Consider the following 18119-nt stretch of genomic DNA (forward strand, 5'->3'; position numbering starts at 1 on the left):
TTATATCTTATATATAATGTCAAGAATTAAAAATAGGGGCAAAGCGCATTAATTTTTAGTACAAAAATGCTAAGAGGTATATATTTTTTTTTAACAATATATTTAATGTTAATTGTTTAAATTTAAGTATAAGAGTTTATAAAAAGAAAGTATCATGAAATATATGAGACATTTTTTAGATTTTTATCATCATAAAAATACTTCTGAAATAATGTTATTAGTATTTTGTGCCGCTGTTCCAGGAATATGTACAGAAATTTATTATTTTGGATTTGGTGTTTTGTTTCAAATATTACTGTCTGTTTTTTTTTCTGTTTCATTTGAATTTTTAGTTAAGAGGTTACGGAAGCAAACAGTTAAAAGTTTGTTTTCTGATAATTCTGCAGCAGTTACTGGTGTTTTAATAGGAATAAGTTTACCATCATTATCTCCGTGGTGGTTGTCATTTTTTGGTGCGTTTTTTTCTATAGTGATTGCTAAACAAATTTATGGTGGATTAGGTAATAACATTTTTAATCCAGCTATGACTGGATATTCAATATTGTTAGTATCATTTCCTATTTTAATGACTAATTGGTCTTTTCAAAATTCTTCATATTTTAATTTATTTGATTTAAATAATACATTTTCTGTTATTTTTTGTACTGATATAAATCATTATTATTCTCTTATTGATGAATTTCAAATGATGTATAAGTTTATTACTCAAGCTACTCCATTGGAACAAATAAGAACGCATGTTTTGGATTTTAATAATAAAATTGATAATATTTTTGAATTTGTAAATTATAACTATTATTTTAAAAATTGGAAGTGGATATCGATTAATATTAGTTTTTTAATTGGGGGTATAGTACTGCTTGGTTTTAATGTAATTTGTTGGAGAATTCCGGTTAGTATATTGTTTAGTTTATATGTTTTTTTCGCATTGGATTATTATTTTTTTAAAAAAAGTATGTATTATCCTATTATGCAACTTTTTTTTGGAAGTACTATGTTTTCTGTGTTTTTTATTGCTACAGATCCTGTAACTACTTCAATTACTAAAATAGGACGAATAGTATTTGGTTGTATTGTAGGATTTTTGATTTGGTTAATCCGTAGTTTTGGAAATTATCCTGATGCAATAGCGTTTTCTATATTACTGTCTAATTCTATAGTACCATTAATAGATCATTATACTCAACCTCGTGTATATGGATATGTTAAAAAAAAATAATAAAAGAAAAATTTTTTGCTCTGCACTGGTTTTAGGTAGTTTTGGGTTTTTAGCTGCTAGTTTTGTTTCTATTATATATGTTATTACTAAAAATAAGATTCAGTATCAAGAACAGAGATATAAAAATATTATATTTAATCACATTGTTCCTTCAAATTTACACGATAATGATATTCAAAGATCATGTTTAATTTTAAACAATAAGTTATTAGGAGATAAAAAAAATCATTATTTGTGGTTAGCGAAAAAGAAACAAGATATTACTGCTGTGATATTTGAAACTATTGCTCCCGATGGATATTCAGGAATAATAAAAATGGTTATATCTTTAGATATTAAAAATGGAAAAATTTTGGGAGTTAGAGTGTTAAGTCATAATGAGACTCCTGGTTTAGGTGATAAAATTGATGTTAACATTTCAAATTGGATTACAAAATTTTCGGGTGTAAAAATATTTTCTTTAGATGAGCGTGACTTATCTTTAAAAAAATATGGAGGAAACATTGATCAATTTACGGGAGCAACGATCACACCATTAGCTGTTGTTAATTCTATTAAACGTACAATCGTTTTAGTTAAAATGTTGTTATCATCTAAATTTTCTGAGTTGACATCATGTGATAATTATGAGTAATATTTTAAAAATTTTTGTTGATGGATTATGGAAAAAAAATTCATCGTTAGTACAATTGTTAGGATTGTGTCCTGTATTAGCAATTACAGTAAATGCTATTAATGCTATTGGTTTAGGTTTAGCAACTACTTTAGTATTAATTTGCTCTAATGCAACAATTTCTTTAATTAAGAACAATATTCAAAAAGATTTTCGTATTCCTATTTATATAATTATTATTAGCTCTGTAGTTAGTTCTATTGATTTAGTTATTAAAGCTTATGCATTTAATTTATATCAGTCATTAGGAATTTTTATCCCGTTAATTATTACTAATTGCATTGTTTGTAATCGTGCTGATTTAATTGCTGTTCATAATTCTGTTTTAGTTTCTATTTTAGATGGATTGAGTATAGGTTTAGGTTCTACGTTAACAATGTTTTTATTGGGATCAATTCGTGAAATTATAGGTCACGGAACGCTGTTTTTTGGGATTGAACATGTATTAGGTGAGTCTTTTAGGTTTCTTTATATTGAAGTACTAGATAAAAATTCAGTATTTTTATTGTTTGCATTTCCATCTGGAGCTTTTATGATTTTAGGTATTGTATTAGCAGGAAAAAATTTTTTAGATGAAGTTTTGGGTATTATAGAACATAAAAATGTTTGTGTATGTTCAAATAAAGTTTTAGTTTATAAAGATGGAAATAAAAAAATTGAATCACAAAAATCGTTATAAAATTTTAAAAATGTTTTCAAATATTTATATTAACTTTAAAACTGGTTTGGTATTTACTTCTAATTTTGAATTATTAATTTCTGTAATGTTATCGGCACAAACTACTGATCGTATGGTTAACAAAACAACGCAAAGATTGTTTGGTATTGCAAACACACCTTCTGGTTTTATTTCAATAGGATTACATGCTATTAGAGAAAATATAAGGAAATTAGGTTTATATAACAAAAAGTCTAGTAATATATTACGGACGTGTGAAATTTTATTAAAAAGATATGGTGGTAAAGTACCAAATAATAGAGAGGATTTAGAATCTTTGCCAGGAGTAGGTAGAAAAACAGCGAATGTTATTTTAAATGTTATATTTAAAAAAAAAACTATTGCAGTAGATACTCATGTTTTTCGTTTATGTAATCGTATTGGTTTTGCAAAAGGAACAACAGTTTTGACAGTAGAAAAAAAACTACTGAATATAGTTCCAGAAAAATTTAAGTTAAATTTCCATGCTTGGTTTATTATGCATGGTCGTTATATTTGTACATCTCGTGTGCCAAAATGTTCAAAATGTATTATTAGTAGTTTGTGTGAATTTAAAGATAAAAACATATAATAAGATATTATATTAATTATTCATTATATTAATATGAAAAGTGTTGTCGTATATGTATGTGTTTAAATTAATTTTTAAAAATCATCTTTTTATTAGTTTTAATTTAAATAATTAAAATATATTTTTTAATTACAATGTTAAAATATGATCATAATTTTTATGTTCATAATTATAAATAGAAATTTTTTTAAAAATATGCTAGTTTTATAAATTGTGATTTTAATTGTATATCAATAATGATTGATTAATATAATAATTATTTATAAAATTTTTGTTTTAGGATAATTTATGTTAACTGATACGTTAATTCAAGAGTTTCAAGATAGAAATTTAATTTCTCAAATTACAAATGAAATAGATTTAAAAAATATTTTGTTACATAATAAGATTTCTTTATATTGTGGCTTTGATATAACTGCTGATAGCTTACATGTTGGCCATATTTTACCATTATTATGTTTAAGAAGATTTCAAAATTTAGGTCATAGACCGGTCATATTAATGGGAGGTGGTACAAGCTTAATTGGTGACCCTAGTTTTAAATTGTTAGAAAGACAATTAAATTCGATTGAATTAGTTCATACTTGGAAACAAAAAATTACAAAGCAATTGTCATTATTTTTAAAGTTTAATGTAGGTAAAAATAATGCTTTAATTGTAGATAATTATGAATGGTTTAAAAATATCAATGTTCTAACGTTTTTGAGGGATATTGGAAAACATTTTTCTATTAATCAAATGATAGTTCGTGATGCTATTCAAAGAAGAATTAAACGTTTAGACCAGGGTATTTCATTTACTGAATTTTCTTATAATTTATTACAAGCTTATGACTTTTATTTTTTGAATAAACAATTAGATGTGATTTTGCAGATTGGGGGATCAGATCAATGGGGAAATATTATTTCTGGTATTGATTTAATTCGACGTTTGCATAAAAAACGTGCATATGGAATTACTGTTCCGTTATTAACGAAAAAAGATGGTAGAAAGTTTGGAAAAACTGAATTAGATACCATTTGGCTAGATAAAATGAAAACTAGTCCTTATAAATTTTATCAATATTGGATGAATATATCTGATTCGGATATATATAGTTTTTTAAAGATGTTTACTTTTTTAAGTTTGTCTGAAATAAAAGCTTTAAAGGATACAACTAAACCAACAGAATTAAATTCTGTTAAAAAAATTTTAGCTGAGTATTTAACTAACTTAGTACACGGTTCGAACGAGGTTCGAGCTATTCAGCGTATTACATCCAGTCTTTTTTCTGGTAAATTTTCTGAAATGAAAGAAACTGATTTTTTTCAATTGGAGCAGGATGGAATGCCATCTGTTCAATTATATAATTCAGGTAATCTTCAACAGTTATTAGTATATTCAAGATTAGCACTGTCGCGGTCTCATGCAAAAAGTATGATTGTTTCAAATTCTGTTCGCATTAATAATATTATTCAGAACAATCCCTTTTATATTTTGTGTAATCGCGATAAAATGTACCATAAGTACACTTTGTTATCGCGAGGTAAAAAAAATTTTTGTTTGTTATGTTGGACAAAATAAAATTTTTTGGTAAACCGATGAAATGTATTATTTGTTAAGTTATTAAATTTTAATAAATATTTTTATTTAGAATTCGAAACTATTACCGCATCCACAAAAATTTTTAATTTTTGTGTGAGAAAATTTAAAAGAATAATTTAGTCCTTCTTTTACAAAATCTATTTTTACGCCATCCAGCATGTGTAATTCGTTAGTGTTAACAATTATTGAAACGTCATTAGCATAGAAAATAATTTCCGATAAATTGGTAGACGTATCTACAACTTCTTCCATACAGTATTTAAATCCTGCGCATCCTGTTTTTTTAAGTCTTAATTTTATTTTTTTTTTATTTTTTTTTGTTAAAAACAAAATTTGTTTTTTGGCTGAAGAAGTTATTTTGATACCTTGTGTATTTTTTATTTTATTATTTTGGGGTGAAATTAATGTGATACAGGAATTTTTGTGAGTCATTTTAATTCCTAAAAGTAGTGTTGTTAGTTTAATATTATTAATTTTAAAAAATTAAAATAAAATTTTATGTTACAAAATTTAATTAAAAATCGTATTATGTTATATAAATAAGGTATAATTATTTATTGAAACATTTTATTTTACGTTTTATATACATATTTATTTTTTTATGTAAACATTATTTTAAATGTATGATTAAGTAAAATTAAATATTTTATATGTTAATAACATTTTTATTTGATTAAGATATATAAATATAATTGTATTATACAATTTTAAATGAGATTTTAAAGATTGTTTTTTGAAATTAACGATTTATATTTTATTTTCAGTGTTTTTTGGATTTTATATAATAAAATATATAATTCGATGTTTATTCCTATATTTAAATTGTATCTTTGATTGATTATTAGATTATATATGGTTGTGTATATGTAATATAATACAATGGAAGAAACTATAAAAAAGGTATAATATTCGTATGCAAAATCCGAGAGAAGGTATGGATTTACCTCAGGTTATTTTTTCTTTAGTTTTTATTTTTATTATGATTATTTCAAGTTTATGGATTATGCGTCCATTTTTTTTAGGATTTGCATGGGCTAGTATGGTGGTAGTAGCAACTTGGCCAATTTTTTTAAAATTACAGATATTGCTGTGGGGAAATCGTGCTTGTGCTGTAGTTATGATGACTTTTTCTTTGTTGTTAGTTTTTATAATTCCTATAGTATGTTTAGTAAATAGTTTAATAGATAATAGTACTTCAGTAATTAGTTGGTTAAGTTCAGATAAATTTAGGTTTCCAAGTTTGGAATGGCTTCAGGATATTCCTATTATTGGTATAAAATTATTTTCTAGTTATCAAAAGTTATTAAATGAAGGTGGAGCTGAATTAATTACCAAAGTACAACCGTATATGGGAAAAACTACTGAATTTTTTGTAATTCAAGCTGGGCATTTTGGTAGATTTATATTGCATTTAATATTTATGTTGATTTTTAGTGCATTATTATATTGGAATGGAGAAAAAGTTCAAAGTGTTATTCGGCATTTTGCTATTCGATTAGGTTCAAAATCAGGTGATTCAGTAGTTTTATTAGCTGGTCAAGCTATTAGAGCAGTAGCTTTAGGGGTTGTAGTAACAGCTTTAGTACAAGGTATATTAAGTGGTATAGGATTAGCTATTTCTGGAATACCGTATTCTTCTTTATTAATGATGTTGATAATTATTTTTTGTCTAGTTCAATTAGGCCCGTTACCTGTATTAATTCCTGCTATAATATGGCTATATTGGAATGGTAAAACTACATGGGGTACTGTGTTATTAATTTGGAGTTGTGTAGTATGTATTTTAGATCATATATTACGCCCAATTTTGATACGTATTGGTGTAGATTTACCGACAGTATTAATTTTGTCAGGTGTAATTGGAGGTTTAATCGCATTTGGAATGATTGGATTATTTATTGGACCAGTAGTATTAATTATTTCATATCGTCTTATTTCTTCCTGGATGGATGAAATTCCAGCTCCTAATTCATTATCTAAAAAATCGGTGCAACAATTGTTATTTAAAAAAAAAAATTAATAAAAAGCGTTAATACAGTCTTAATTTATTAAGTTGTTTATGAATATATTTTTGTATGAAAATTAAAAGTAGTAATAAAAATATAATTTTATTAATTTTTATATTTGTATTGTAAATAATAGATTTAACGGAAAATTGATATTTATACGGTTTAAATGAAAGTTTTGAATGTTTGTTTTTTTTTAAAATCAACATTTAGTTACGTATATATATTAATACATTTTATATTTTAAAAGTTGTCTAATTATTTTTAGATTAATTTTAAATAATATTTACTTTAGAACTAAAATATATTTATATTTAAATATCAATTTTCAAGACAACATTATATATAAATTTTATATTTGTGCGTAATTTTAAAAGATAATGTATTATTAGTTGTATCTAGAGTTTTATTCTAATTTTTGATTCTAAATTTCATTAGAATGAGTTTGTGCATTTTTTTTTTGAATATTAAAAATTTATTTATAACTATATAGAGTGATAGATTTTCATTTATTTTTCTTAAAACAGAGATTTTTATTTAGTGAATAATATGAAAAAAACAGATGAATTGCGAACAATACGCATTGACCCGTTAGTTACTCCAGCTGAATTAGCACAACGTCATGTTATAACTCCTTCAATTATGGATACTGTTATTTCAACGAGAAAAAATATTGCTAATATTATGACGGGATTAGATCCTCGTTTACTTGTCATTATAGGACCTTGTTCAGTACATGATCCTGTTGCTGCAGTAGAATATGCTGGAAGATTACAAGTATTGCGTAAGAAATATGAATCGCGTCTTGAAATTGTTATGCGAACTTATTTTGAAAAACCTCGTACAGTAATAGGTTGGAAGGGGCTAATTTCAGATCCTGACCTTAATGGTAGCTTTCACGTAAATAATGGTTTATCGATAGCTAGAAAATTATTGTTGGACATTAATAAGTTAGGAGTTCCAGCTGCGACTGAATTTTTAGACATGGTAATAGGACAATTTATTGCTGATCTCATTAGTTGGGGCGCTATTGGTGCGCGTACTACTGAAAGTCAAATTCATCGTGAAATGGCATCAGCATTATCTTGTCCTGTAGGTTTTAAAAATGGTACGGATGGTAATATAAGAATTGCTGTAGATGCTATTCGTGCTGCTAGTGTAGAACATTTATTTTTAGCGCCTAACAAATATGGTCAAATGACTATTAATTATACCAGTGGAAATCCCTTCGGTCATGTTATTATGCGCGGTGGAAAATCTCCAAATTATCATGCTAAAGATATTGCTATTGCAATAAAATACTTACACGAATTTACTCTTTCAGAGTATTTGATGATAGACTTTAGTCATGGAAATTGTTTAAAACAACATCGTCGTCAATTAGATGTGGGTGAATCTATTGCTAAGCAGATAAGAGATGGATCAACAGCTATTTTTGGTGTTATGATTGAAAGTTTTTTAGAAGAAGGTTCTCAAAAAGTTATTGACAATAAATCTTTAGTATATGGAAAATCTATTACTGATCCTTGTTTGGGTTGGAATGATAGTGCATTTTTACTTGAAAAGTTGGCAAATGCTGTTGATAGTAGATTTTAATTTTTTTTATAGATACCAGTTAGAGTAACTGGTATCTGTTTTGTAGATTATTAGTATATAAGAAAGTAAAGTAATATTTCAAAATTAGTTTATCGAAAATATTATTACTTGCTCTAAAATATTATTTTTAGAAAAGATCTATAATAATGTAAAAATTAGTAATTAAGGATCAATAATGCCTACTATTAAGTTTATTGATGGTACTTGTCGGGTATATCCGGGTTCTATTTCAGTATTAGATATTTTGAAAGATGTTTCTCCTAATTCAGTTCAAGATTTTATGTTTGGATGTGTTAATGGAATTAGCGTAGATCGAAATGCTATTGTAACTAATGATTCTATTGTGAAATTTGTATATAAAACGGATCAGTCTACTTTGGATATTATACGTTATTCTTGTATATGTTTATTAGGGAAAGCAGTTAAAAAATTGTGGCCTAGTTCGAAAATTGGAGAAAGTGATGTTTTAGAGAATGGTTTTTTTTGTGACATAGAAGTAGATTTTTCATTTAATGAAACAAGTTTACATTTGTTAGAAGCATGTATGCGACAAATGATTAATAAAAAATATAAGATATATACAAAAACGTTTTCTTTAAAAAAAGCTAGTACTATTTTTAAAAATAGGAATGAGACTTACAAATTGTTTTTATTAGATAGGTTAGTTAATTTTTCTAATCAAGTTGTATCTTTGTGTTTTCATGAAGAGTATATAGATATTCAAAAAAAGATTTCTGTTCCAAATATATTTTTGTGTCGTAATTTTAGATTACAAAAGTTTTCTGGTGTATATTGGAAGGGAAAAAGAGAAAATAAAGTATTACAACGCATATATGGCACTTCATGGATTACGCGAATTCAATTAGAAAAACATTTAGATAACGTTAAAAAATTGGATTCAAGAGATCATAGAAAAATTTCTAAAATATTAGATTTATATCATATTCAGGAAGATTTACCAGGAATGATTTTTTGGCATAGAAATGGATGGATTGTTTTTCAAGAATTAAAAAAACTTATTCGTGTTAAACTAAGAAAATATAATTATCAAGAAGTTAAAACTCCTGTCATGATGAATAAAAAAATATGGAAAGATAGTGGTCATTTAGATAATTATAAAGAGTCCATGTTCATGGTATGTTCCAGTAATTTTGAGTATGGAATAAAACCTATGAATTGCCCTGGGCATGTACAAATTTTTAACCATGTTGTTCGTTCTTATCGTGATCTTCCAATTCGTATTTCAGAATTTGGTAGTTGTCATCGTAATGAGCCTTCGGGTGCATTGCATGGTTTGATGCGGATTAGAAATTTTACTCAAGACGATGCACATATTTTTTGCCGAGAGGATCAAATATGTAGCGAGGTTAGCAACTGCATACGAATGGTGTATGAGATATATAAGATATTTGGTTTTAAGAAGATTCTAGTTAGATTATCTACAAGACCTAAAAATAGAATTGGAAATGATAATATATGGGATAAAGCTGAAAATGATTTAGCTACGTCATTGCGCGAAAGTAAGATAGAATTTGAGTATCAGCATGGAGAAGGGGCTTTTTATGGTCCAAAAATTGAACTGTCATTATTTGATTCTTTAGGACGTGTTTGGCAGTGTGCTACTATACAATTAGATTTTTGTTTACCAATAAATTTAAAGGCATTTTACATTGATCATAATAATGAACGTAAAGTTCCAATTATAGTTCATAGAGCGGTATTAGGTTCTATTGAAAGGTTTATTGGTATTTTGATAGAAGAGTACATAGGAAACTTTCCAACGTGGTTAGCTCCCATCCAAGTAGTTTTAGCTAATGTTAATAGTAATCATCTTCAATATATTAAACTATTATATAAAGAATTTTATGCTTTGGGAATTCGTTCAGAAATAGATTCAAGAAATGAAACTATTAGTTATAAAATTAGAGAACATATTGCACGTAAAATTCCTTATATAATTATTTGTGGTGATAAAGAGGTAAAAAATAACACGATAACACTTAGAACTAGGTCTGGGAAGAATTTTTACTGCATAGATGTTCAATTTTTTATTTCAAAGCTATGTAAAGAAATTAATAGTTATAGTTGTAGTCTAATGGAGGAATAAAGTATTAAAGGTGGAAAAAAAAAAATACAAATAATAACAAAACCAAATAAGATAAATCATGAAATTGGTGCAGAAAAAGTACGTCTTACTGATGTTAATGGTCGTCAGATTGGTATTGTTACTTTAAAAAGTGCTTTATATAAAGCAGAAGAAGTAGGTATGGATTTAGTAGAAATTAGTCCTAATTCTGAACCTCCAGTATGTCGTATTATGAATTATGGCAAGTTTTTGTATGAAAAAAGCAAATCTATAAAAGAACAAAGAAAAAAACAAAAGGTTAGAAATATTAAAGAAATTAAATTTAGACCAAATACTGATGAAGGAGATTATAAAGTTAAACTACGCAATTTAGTACGATTTTTAGAAGAAGGAGATAAAGTTAAAGTTACTTTACGTTTTCGTGGACGTGAAATGGTACATCAAAAATTAGGGATTGATGTTTTAAATCGTATTAAAAGTGATTTAATTGAGCTGGCAGTAGTAGAAGTATTTCCTTCTAGAGTAGAAGGACGTCAGATGATTATGATTTTAACATCTAAAAAGAAGTAAAACGTAATTGCAGTAATTAAATTTATTTCCTATTGGAATTTGAAGATGCCTAAAATTAAAACATTGCGTAGTGCAGCTAAGCGTTTTAAAAAAACCGAATCTGGTAAATTTAAACGAAAACAAGCACATTTAAGACATATTTTAACAAAGAAGAATACTCATTATAAGCGTCATTTACGTTCAAAAGTAATGATTTCTAAAAAAGATATTCAAAAAGTTCGTTTATTTTTGCCGTATTTATGAGTTTAGTTTTTAAAATTTCGTACGAAAAAAGAGAGAAACATTATGGCTCATGTTAAAAGAGGAGTAATTGCTAGAGCTCGCCATAAAAAAGTATTAAAACAAGCTAAGGGTTATTATGGTGCTCGATCTCGCACATATAGGACAGCGCGTCAAGCGATTATTAAAGCAGGACAATATTCTTATAGAGATCGTCGTCAACGTAAACGTTATTTTCGAAAATTATGGATAACGCGAATTAATGCGGCAGTACGTGAAAATCAAATTTCTTATAGCAAATTTATGTACGGTTTAAAGAAAGCATCGATTGCTGTAGATAGAAAAATGCTTTCAGAACTTGCTATTTTTGACAATGTATCTTTTTGTTCATTAATAAAAAGTTCTAAGGATGCTTTAACAAGCATTGAACTTAACAAAAATTTGTAAATTTTTATGTATGAATATATTTTGTAAAAGTTTAAATAAATAGTTTTTTTTTAGGCCTCCATATTGGAGGCTTTTTTCAATATAATTAGTATTATTTAATAATAAATAATAATTTTAAATAATTTAATAATAAACAATAATATATTGTGAATTTTATAAGAGAATATTAACAATGTGTGATGCGCTAAAATCTATTAAAAAAATTAAAAAAGAAATTCAACGAACTACTACTGTTGAGGAATTAAAGACATTACGAATTAAATATTTAGGAAAAAAGGGCTATTTAGCTTCAAAAATGCAAAAATTGTTTTCTTTATCATTAGATAAAAAAAAAATATATGGGTCAATTATTAACAAATTTAAATCAGATTTGAATATTGAATTAGATTTACATAAAAAAATTCTGGACATGATTGCAGTATCGTCTCTTAATAAAAAAGAAAAAAATTTTGATGTATCATTAATTAGTCGTAAAAATGATATTGGAACAATACATCCTATTACGTATGTTATTAGTAGTATAGAAAATTTTTTTTTAAAATTAGGGTTTTCAGTTATAACAGGGTTTGAGATAGATGATGATTATCACAATTTTGATCTTTTAAACATTCCTAAATATCATCCAGCTAGAGCGGATCACGATACTTTTTGGTTTGATGCTAATCGTTTACTTCGAACTCAAACTTCAAATATGCAAATTAGAACTATGAAAAATGAAACTCCTCCTATTAAAATTATAGTTCCAGGTAAGGTATATCGAAACGATTATGATGCTACTCATACTCCAATGTTTCATCAAGTTGAAGGACTAATAGTAGATCATGATGTTAATTTTTTTCATTTAAAATGGATTATTGAAATGTTTTTAAAATTTTTTTTTAATAAAACAGTAAAAATTAGGTTTAAATCGTCGTATTTTCCTTTTACAGTATTGTCAGCAGAAGTAGATATATTAGGAAATAATAAAAAATGGTTAGAGGTTTTAGGTTGTGGTATGATTCACCCTAAAGTGTTGTCTAATGCTAATATAAATCCTAAAATGTATTCTGGTTGTGCTTTTGGGATAGGAGTAGAAAGAATTACTATGCTACGTTATGGAATATCTGATATTCGAGTTTTTTATGAAAATAATTTAAAATTTCTTACACAGTTTAAATAAGATGAGTACTAATCATGGAATTTAGTGAAAAATGGTTATTAGATTGGTTAGGTTTTTCTATTAGCAATGTTTTTTATGAACAAATGACTAAATCTGGTATAGAAGTTGAAGCAATTGCTAAAATATCAAAAAATTTTGAACGAGTAATTGTAGGAGAAGTTGTTGAACGTTTATATGTAAACACTATGCATAATATAGTTTTTTTAAGAGTAAAACTTTCAGAAAAAAAAATGATTTTTAGTATATCTTCTAATGACATAGAATTTTCACGTGGAACAAAAATAGCTATAGCTACTCAAGATTCTAAATTATTTAATAATAGATTAATTAGTATGTTACGATTTAAAGAAAAGATTTCAGAAGGTATGGTATGTTCATTTAAAGATTTAGGTATTCTAAATATTAAAAATAAAATAGTTGAAATATGTTCTGAAGTTCCTGTTGGAACTGACATTAGTAAATTTTTGTGGTTTGATGATGATCGTATTATTAAAGTTAGTAGCGCTCCAAACCGTGCCGATGGAATGAGTATTTTAGGTATAGCAAGAGATATGTCAGCATTAAATAATTTATGTTTACCTACATTAAAAGAATATCATATTAATATTACTAACCATGAAAAATTTAGAATTTTAATTAATATACCTGATGTTTGTTTAAATTTTATTGGACGTACTATCCAAAGCGTTAATTTAAATAGGCAAACTCCTCTTTGGATATTAGAAAGACTTAGAAGATCTTCTATTAGTTCAGAAAATGTTTTGGTAGATATTATTAATTATGTATTGATAGAGTTAGGACAACCAATTTTTTCATTTAATATTCATGGAATTGTTCAGAATATAATTATCAGAACTGCCCGAGATAATGAACAGTTTTTTGATAGTTGTTCACAAAGAGTGCCTATTGATAAGCGTACTATATTACTTTCTGATGACAAAGAAATATTAGTATTGGGAAATCATACTAATTCTTATAATTCGAGATTGTCGTTGAGTTCTCATAATATATTTTTAGGATGTGCACTTTTTAATCCAGAATATATAAATAATGATTCGCATTTTAATTTTGGATTTAAAAATAAAATTACAGAATATTACTCTAGAGGAGTAGATTCAGATATTCAATATAAGGCATTAAATTATGTAACATATTTGGTGTTAAAAATTTGTGGAGGTAATGCTAGTAATGTTGTTTTAGCAAATTCGTCAAGAGTTACTGTTATTCAAAAAAAAATATTTGTGTTAAAAAAAACGCTTCATAGATATGTTAATAACATTATTAGTGATACTTTAGTAGTAAAATATTTATTACAATTAGGGTATTTAGTTGAAAAACAAAAACATTGTTGGTTAGTTATTCCTCCTAGTTGGAGATTTGATATCCAAATTCAAGAAGATGTAATTAGTGATTTAGTGCGTGTTTTTGGATATCATAACATTCCTGCTTGCGCGTTAGTTACTAATTATAAATTAGTACACGATGATAATATATATACGTCTTTGAATAGAATAAAATTATTGTTAGTAGATTTAGGATATAATGAAGTAATTACTTATAGTTTTGTAGATTCTCAAATACAAAAATATTTGTTTCCTAAGAGGAAACAATTTTTTTTATTAAATCCTATTTCTCGTAAAATGTCGTCTATGAGATTATCTTTGTGGAATGGTTTGTTGTCTAGTGTTTTATATAATCAAAATAGACAAGAGAAAGTCATGCGTTTTTTTGAAAGTGGGTTGTGTTTTGAAGAGGATGGCAACGAATATTTAGGAGTTAAACAGGATTTGTACTTAGCTGGCGTTATTAGTGGTTATAAGAATGAAACGGATTGGAGATCGTTTAACAAGATAGTTAGTTTTTATGATTTAAAAGGTGATATAGAATTAATTATGGCTTTATTAAGAAAATTAGATAAAGTATCATTTAAAAAAATGTTATTTCAAAATTTATGTCCTAAACAAAGTGCAGCTATTTATTTTGAACGTGAAATGATTGGTGTTATTGGAGTAATTAGTTCTAATATTTCAAAAAAAATGGGTTTAAAATATAAAACTATTGTATTTGAATTAATATGGAAAAAAATTGCTCAAAGTAATGATTATAGAATTCGAGATGTATCTTTATATCCAAGATGTTCAAGAGACATTTCTATTATTGTTAATGATTCAATTGCAGCTGATGAAATTCTTAAAGTTAGTAAAAACGTTTTTTTAGATAAAATTGTTGAAGTTAAATTATTTGATGTTTTTTATGGAAAAAATGTAGGATTAAACAAGAAAAGTTTATCATTGAGATTTATATTTGGAAGTAGTAAAAGAACGTTGTCAGAGGAAATAATTTCAAATTGTTTAAATGAATGTATACGAATTTTGCAAGAAAAATTTAATGCGATATTGAGGGATCGAAATTTTTTATTTTAACAAAAAGGTTTATATTAAAATATGGCTGTTTTTTTATATAAATTTTTTATATTTATATTTGTTTATTTTAATTATTGGTACTAAGAATAAAACGTAGTTTTAATATCGGAGTTATCGTCTTGAGTATAATTTTAATATTCAATGTAGTATTTAAGAAAATGTTTAAAAAAACATAGAAAATTTTTTATTAACGTTATTTATAGGAAAAATGATGGATAATTTTATTTCACATATTTATGCTGTAGAAAATAGTACTACTATTCCTAGTAGCAATTCGTATTCTCTTATATTTATGTTATTGGTATTTTTATCAATTTTTTATTTTATGATTTTTCGCCCTCAAAGAAAAAAGATTCAAGAACATGATAGATTAATAAAATCTTTGTCATATGGTGATGAAGTTTTTACTTCTAGCGGTTTTGTAGGAAAAATAGTAAAGATAACAAAAACAGGTTATATTGTTTTAGAGTTAAATAATAATGTTGAAGTTTTCGTTAAGTCTGATTTTATAGTATCTATATTTCCAAAGGGTACGTTAAAAAATATGAAATCAATGTAAAGACATGGATGGATAATTTTTTATATGTTTTAAAATTATCTTAGTAATTTAAATAATTATGCGAACATTAAATTTTTATATTTTTTATTGCTTGTTTTATATTTAGTTAAATATTATATTAGAATTTTTTTTTAAGTTTTTATAAAAAACTTTAATAGGTTATTTTAAGTATTTTTAGACATGTTTATATAGTAATGTTAATATTTATATTAGAAAAATTTGAAATAGTAAAAAATAAATTTTGTATTTTAAATAAAATTGCTAAACGATTATTTTTAATAGAAACAATTTTGTGGTTTATCATTACTTTGTTAAAAAATTCATGGATTAATTGACAAAAAGAATTTAGCGTAAGCATCATTGATATGTATGTTTCTTTTGAAAAAGGATGTTTATATTTTTTTTCAATAATATTTAATTGTTCAATTAATTTAATTTCTTCGATTTGTTCAAGAGTTTTCATGTTAATATTGAAGGATATATTTTCTTTAAATTGTTTCAATATATTAGAGACTCGTTTTTGAGTTATTATTAAATTTTGAAGAATTTTTGGATGGTTTTTAAAAACATAGGTTATGGCTTTTATTTTAGGATCTATGTTAGTTAATATTTTTGTATTATTTTCTAATATTGATTTTATAATTGAATGATTGTATTTGTTTTTATCATATATTGAATATATTCTATTAAATAAAAATTGAATTTCTTTTTTTAAAATTATGTCTGAGTTATTTATTTTTTTATATGTTTTTAGTGATTTTTCTAGTAAATCATATAAATTTATATGTATATTTTTTTTTATAATAATACGCATTATTCCTGTTGCTAAGCGTCGTAATGAAAAAGGATCTTTTTCGCTTATATTATAATTCTTATTGATACTAAATAATCCTGTTAAAGTATCTATTTTGTCTGCTAATGCTAATGAGTACGAAATAGTATTAGACGGTAAATTATCTTTAGAAAATTTTGGTTGATATTGTTCTTTAATTGCTATAGCTATATTTTTAGGCTCTAAATCATGTAACGCATAGTACATTCCTATTATTCCTTGACATTCAGGGAATTCAAATGTCATATTAGTTACTAAATCGCATTTAGATAAATCAGCAGCTCGTATACAATCATTTACATTAGCGTGCGTAAATTTTGAGATCCAGGTTATTAATTTTTTTATTCTATGTGTTTTATCTAATAGAGTTCCAAGAGTATCATGAAATATAATTTTTTTTAATAAAGGTTTATAGTCTATTAATTTTTTTTTTGTATCTTTTTTAAAGAAAAATTCAGCATCAACAAATTGGGCGTGAATTACTCTTTCATTTCCGCGGACAATATTATTAGGATAGCTAGTTTCGATATTAGATACAACGACAAATGAGTTTAAAATTGTACCATTATTAGTGCTATATATTGGCAAACATCGTTGTTTTTTTTCTATTATGTGTACTAATATTTCTTGAGGAAGGTTTAAAAATCTTTTTTTAAATGTAGCAAGAAGTATGGTAGGCCATTCTACTAACGCTGTAATTTCTTCTAGCAATGTAGTTTTTATTTTTAAGATACCGTTGACGGATTGAGCTGCAATACTAGCATGTTTTTGAATTTTATGTTTTCGTGCATCGTAATCTGCAATTACCTTTCCTGAGTTTAGTAAAAGCTCAGGATATTGATAAGCGTGATTTAGGATAATTTTATTATTAGTCATAAATTTGTGTCCAGACAATAATCTATTTGTTTCTAATCCTAGTACATTATTACGTATAATTTCATGATTTAAGAGCATAATTACGTTTCGAACTGGTCGAGAGAATTGAATATCATTATTACTCCATTTCATAAATGTAGGAATTGAAATATTTTTAATAGCTAAACGACATAGTTCTATAAGAATTTCTTGAATGGATTTTTTATTTGTAATTTTTGAACACGTTACCCATGAACCTTTATTTGTATTTAAGTAAGTAATTTCATGTATTTTGATATTCATTTTTTGCATCCAAAATTTCATGATAGAAGTAGGGTTTCCAAGTTTGTCAAATGCATTTTTTATTGAAGGCCCCTTAGTTTGTAGGTAAAAATTTGTATCGGAAGTATTAATATCTAAAATCATTACTGCTATTCTTCTAGGTGTTGCAAACCATTTTGTTTGTTTATATTTCAAGTAGTATGTTTTAGATTTTTCAATAATTTGTTTATTAAAAGATTGTGCGATTGCTTTTAATGATTTAGGTGGAAGTTCTTCTGTTTCTATTTCTATTAAAAAAGTGTTTTTCATAATTAATTAGT

At 25.6% G+C, this 18119-nt stretch carries 16 protein-coding genes; 14 read left to right on the forward strand and 2 right to left on the reverse strand.

Annotated elements, in window-relative coordinates:
- Positions 1 to 154 precede the first annotated feature (154 nt).
- The 5 genes from BBP_RS00565 (at position 155) to tyrS (ending at position 4744) form a co-directional block, all read left to right on the forward strand.
- Positions 155 to 1219 (forward strand): RnfABCDGE type electron transport complex subunit D, encoded by a 1065-nt coding sequence (locus BBP_RS00565; protein ID WP_011091246.1) that lies wholly within the window; start codon positions 155 to 157, stop codon positions 1217 to 1219.
- Complete coding sequence (gene rsxG, locus BBP_RS00570; RefSeq protein WP_011091247.1) at positions 1203 to 1853, forward strand: electron transport complex subunit RsxG; 651 nt, start codon at positions 1203 to 1205, stop codon at positions 1851 to 1853. Before BBP_RS00565 ends, rsxG begins: the two co-directional genes overlap by 17 nt.
- A complete protein-coding gene (locus BBP_RS00575; protein WP_011091248.1) occupies positions 1846 to 2571 on the forward strand; it encodes an electron transport complex subunit E in 726 nt (241 codons plus the stop codon). The genes rsxG and BBP_RS00575 overlap by 8 nt, the downstream gene beginning before the upstream one ends.
- A complete protein-coding gene (nth, locus tag BBP_RS00580; RefSeq protein ID WP_044010600.1) occupies positions 2549 to 3181 on the forward strand; it encodes an endonuclease III in 633 nt (210 codons plus the stop codon). Before BBP_RS00575 ends, nth begins: the two co-directional genes overlap by 23 nt.
- Positions 3182 to 3469: 288 nt before the next feature.
- A complete protein-coding gene (gene tyrS, locus BBP_RS00585) occupies positions 3470 to 4744 on the forward strand; it encodes a tyrosine--tRNA ligase (protein ID WP_011091250.1) in 1275 nt (424 codons plus the stop codon).
- A gap of 66 nt (positions 4745 to 4810) precedes the next feature.
- Here tyrS and BBP_RS00590 read toward each other — a convergent pair whose 3' ends face one another.
- On the reverse strand, positions 4811 to 5197 hold the full coding sequence (locus tag BBP_RS00590) for an iron-sulfur cluster assembly accessory protein (protein WP_011091251.1): 387 nt from the start codon (positions 5195 to 5197) through the stop codon (positions 4811 to 4813).
- A gap of 481 nt (positions 5198 to 5678) precedes the next feature.
- Between BBP_RS00590 and ydiK the strand changes: the two genes are divergently transcribed.
- The 9 genes from ydiK (at position 5679) to yajC (ending at position 15830) form a co-directional block, all read left to right on the forward strand.
- On the forward strand, positions 5679 to 6785 hold the full coding sequence (gene ydiK / locus BBP_RS00595; protein ID WP_011091252.1) for an AI-2E family transporter YdiK: 1107 nt from the start codon (positions 5679 to 5681) through the stop codon (positions 6783 to 6785).
- A 535-nt stretch (positions 6786 to 7320) separates the two neighbouring features.
- Positions 7321 to 8367 (forward strand): 3-deoxy-7-phosphoheptulonate synthase, encoded by a 1047-nt coding sequence (locus BBP_RS00605; RefSeq protein ID WP_011091253.1) that lies wholly within the window; start codon positions 7321 to 7323, stop codon positions 8365 to 8367.
- A 175-nt stretch (positions 8368 to 8542) separates the two neighbouring features.
- Positions 8543 to 10474 (forward strand): threonine--tRNA ligase, encoded by a 1932-nt coding sequence (thrS, locus tag BBP_RS00610; RefSeq protein ID WP_011091254.1) that lies wholly within the window; start codon positions 8543 to 8545, stop codon positions 10472 to 10474.
- A gap of 3 nt (positions 10475 to 10477) precedes the next feature.
- On the forward strand, positions 10478 to 11023 hold the full coding sequence (gene infC, locus BBP_RS00615; RefSeq protein ID WP_011091255.1) for a translation initiation factor IF-3: 546 nt from the start codon (positions 10478 to 10480) through the stop codon (positions 11021 to 11023).
- 45 nt (positions 11024 to 11068) lie between these two features.
- A complete protein-coding gene (gene rpmI / locus BBP_RS00620) occupies positions 11069 to 11266 on the forward strand; it encodes a 50S ribosomal protein L35 (RefSeq protein WP_011091256.1) in 198 nt (65 codons plus the stop codon).
- Between the two features lie 42 nt (positions 11267 to 11308).
- The gene (gene rplT, locus BBP_RS00625; RefSeq protein ID WP_011091257.1) at positions 11309 to 11689 is read left to right on the forward strand and encodes a 50S ribosomal protein L20; all 381 of its coding nucleotides are present in this window, start codon (positions 11309 to 11311) and stop codon (positions 11687 to 11689) included.
- Positions 11690 to 11861: 172 nt separating this feature from the next.
- Positions 11862 to 12848, forward strand: coding sequence for a phenylalanine--tRNA ligase subunit alpha (pheS, locus tag BBP_RS00630; protein WP_011091258.1), 987 nt, complete (start codon positions 11862 to 11864; stop codon positions 12846 to 12848).
- A 14-nt stretch (positions 12849 to 12862) separates the two neighbouring features.
- Entirely contained in the window at positions 12863 to 15271 is a 2409-nt protein-coding gene (pheT, locus tag BBP_RS00635; protein ID WP_011091259.1) for a phenylalanine--tRNA ligase subunit beta, read from the forward strand.
- A 211-nt stretch (positions 15272 to 15482) separates the two neighbouring features.
- Positions 15483 to 15830, forward strand: a complete 348-nt coding sequence (gene yajC, locus BBP_RS00640) for a preprotein translocase subunit YajC (protein WP_011091260.1) — start codon at positions 15483 to 15485, stop codon at positions 15828 to 15830.
- A gap of 184 nt (positions 15831 to 16014) precedes the next feature.
- Here yajC and glyS read toward each other — a convergent pair whose 3' ends face one another.
- Complete coding sequence (gene glyS, locus BBP_RS00645) at positions 16015 to 18108, reverse strand: glycine--tRNA ligase subunit beta (RefSeq protein ID WP_011091261.1); 2094 nt, start codon at positions 18106 to 18108, stop codon at positions 16015 to 16017.
- Positions 18109 to 18119 lie beyond the last annotated feature (11 nt).

The organism is Buchnera aphidicola str. Bp (Baizongia pistaciae), assembly GCF_000007725.1.
GTDB classification, from domain to species: domain Bacteria; phylum Pseudomonadota; class Gammaproteobacteria; order Enterobacterales; family Enterobacteriaceae; genus Buchnera_B; species Buchnera_B aphidicola_H.

Excerpts from the sequence above, each read along its gene's own strand:
- BBP_RS00605 (WP_011091253.1), top strand. The coding sequence starts at position 7,321 with ATGAAAAAAACAGATGAATTGCGAACAATACGCATTGACCCGTTAGTT.
- yajC (WP_011091260.1), top strand. The coding sequence starts at position 15,483 with ATGGATAATTTTATTTCACATATTTATGCTGTAGAAAATAGTACTACT.
- rplT (WP_011091257.1), top strand. The coding sequence starts at position 11,309 with ATGGCTCATGTTAAAAGAGGAGTAATTGCTAGAGCTCGCCATAAAAAA.
- BBP_RS00575 (WP_011091248.1), top strand. The coding sequence starts at position 1,846 with ATGAGTAATATTTTAAAAATTTTTGTTGATGGATTATGGAAAAAAAAT.
- pheT (WP_011091259.1), top strand. The coding sequence starts at position 12,863 with ATGGAATTTAGTGAAAAATGGTTATTAGATTGGTTAGGTTTTTCTATT.
- tyrS (WP_011091250.1), top strand. The coding sequence starts at position 3,470 with ATGTTAACTGATACGTTAATTCAAGAGTTTCAAGATAGAAATTTAATT.
- pheS (WP_011091258.1), top strand. The coding sequence starts at position 11,862 with ATGTGTGATGCGCTAAAATCTATTAAAAAAATTAAAAAAGAAATTCAA.
- ydiK (WP_011091252.1), top strand. The coding sequence starts at position 5,679 with ATGCAAAATCCGAGAGAAGGTATGGATTTACCTCAGGTTATTTTTTCT.
- BBP_RS00565 (WP_011091246.1), top strand. The coding sequence starts at position 155 with ATGAAATATATGAGACATTTTTTAGATTTTTATCATCATAAAAATACT.
- thrS (WP_011091254.1), top strand. The coding sequence starts at position 8,543 with ATGCCTACTATTAAGTTTATTGATGGTACTTGTCGGGTATATCCGGGT.
- BBP_RS00590 (WP_011091251.1), bottom strand. The coding sequence starts at position 5,197 with ATGACTCACAAAAATTCCTGTATCACATTAATTTCACCCCAAAATAAT.
- glyS (WP_011091261.1), bottom strand. The coding sequence starts at position 18,108 with ATGAAAAACACTTTTTTAATAGAAATAGAAACAGAAGAACTTCCACCT.
- rpmI (WP_011091256.1), top strand. The coding sequence starts at position 11,069 with ATGCCTAAAATTAAAACATTGCGTAGTGCAGCTAAGCGTTTTAAAAAA.
- rsxG (WP_011091247.1), top strand. The coding sequence starts at position 1,203 with ATGTTAAAAAAAAATAATAAAAGAAAAATTTTTTGCTCTGCACTGGTT.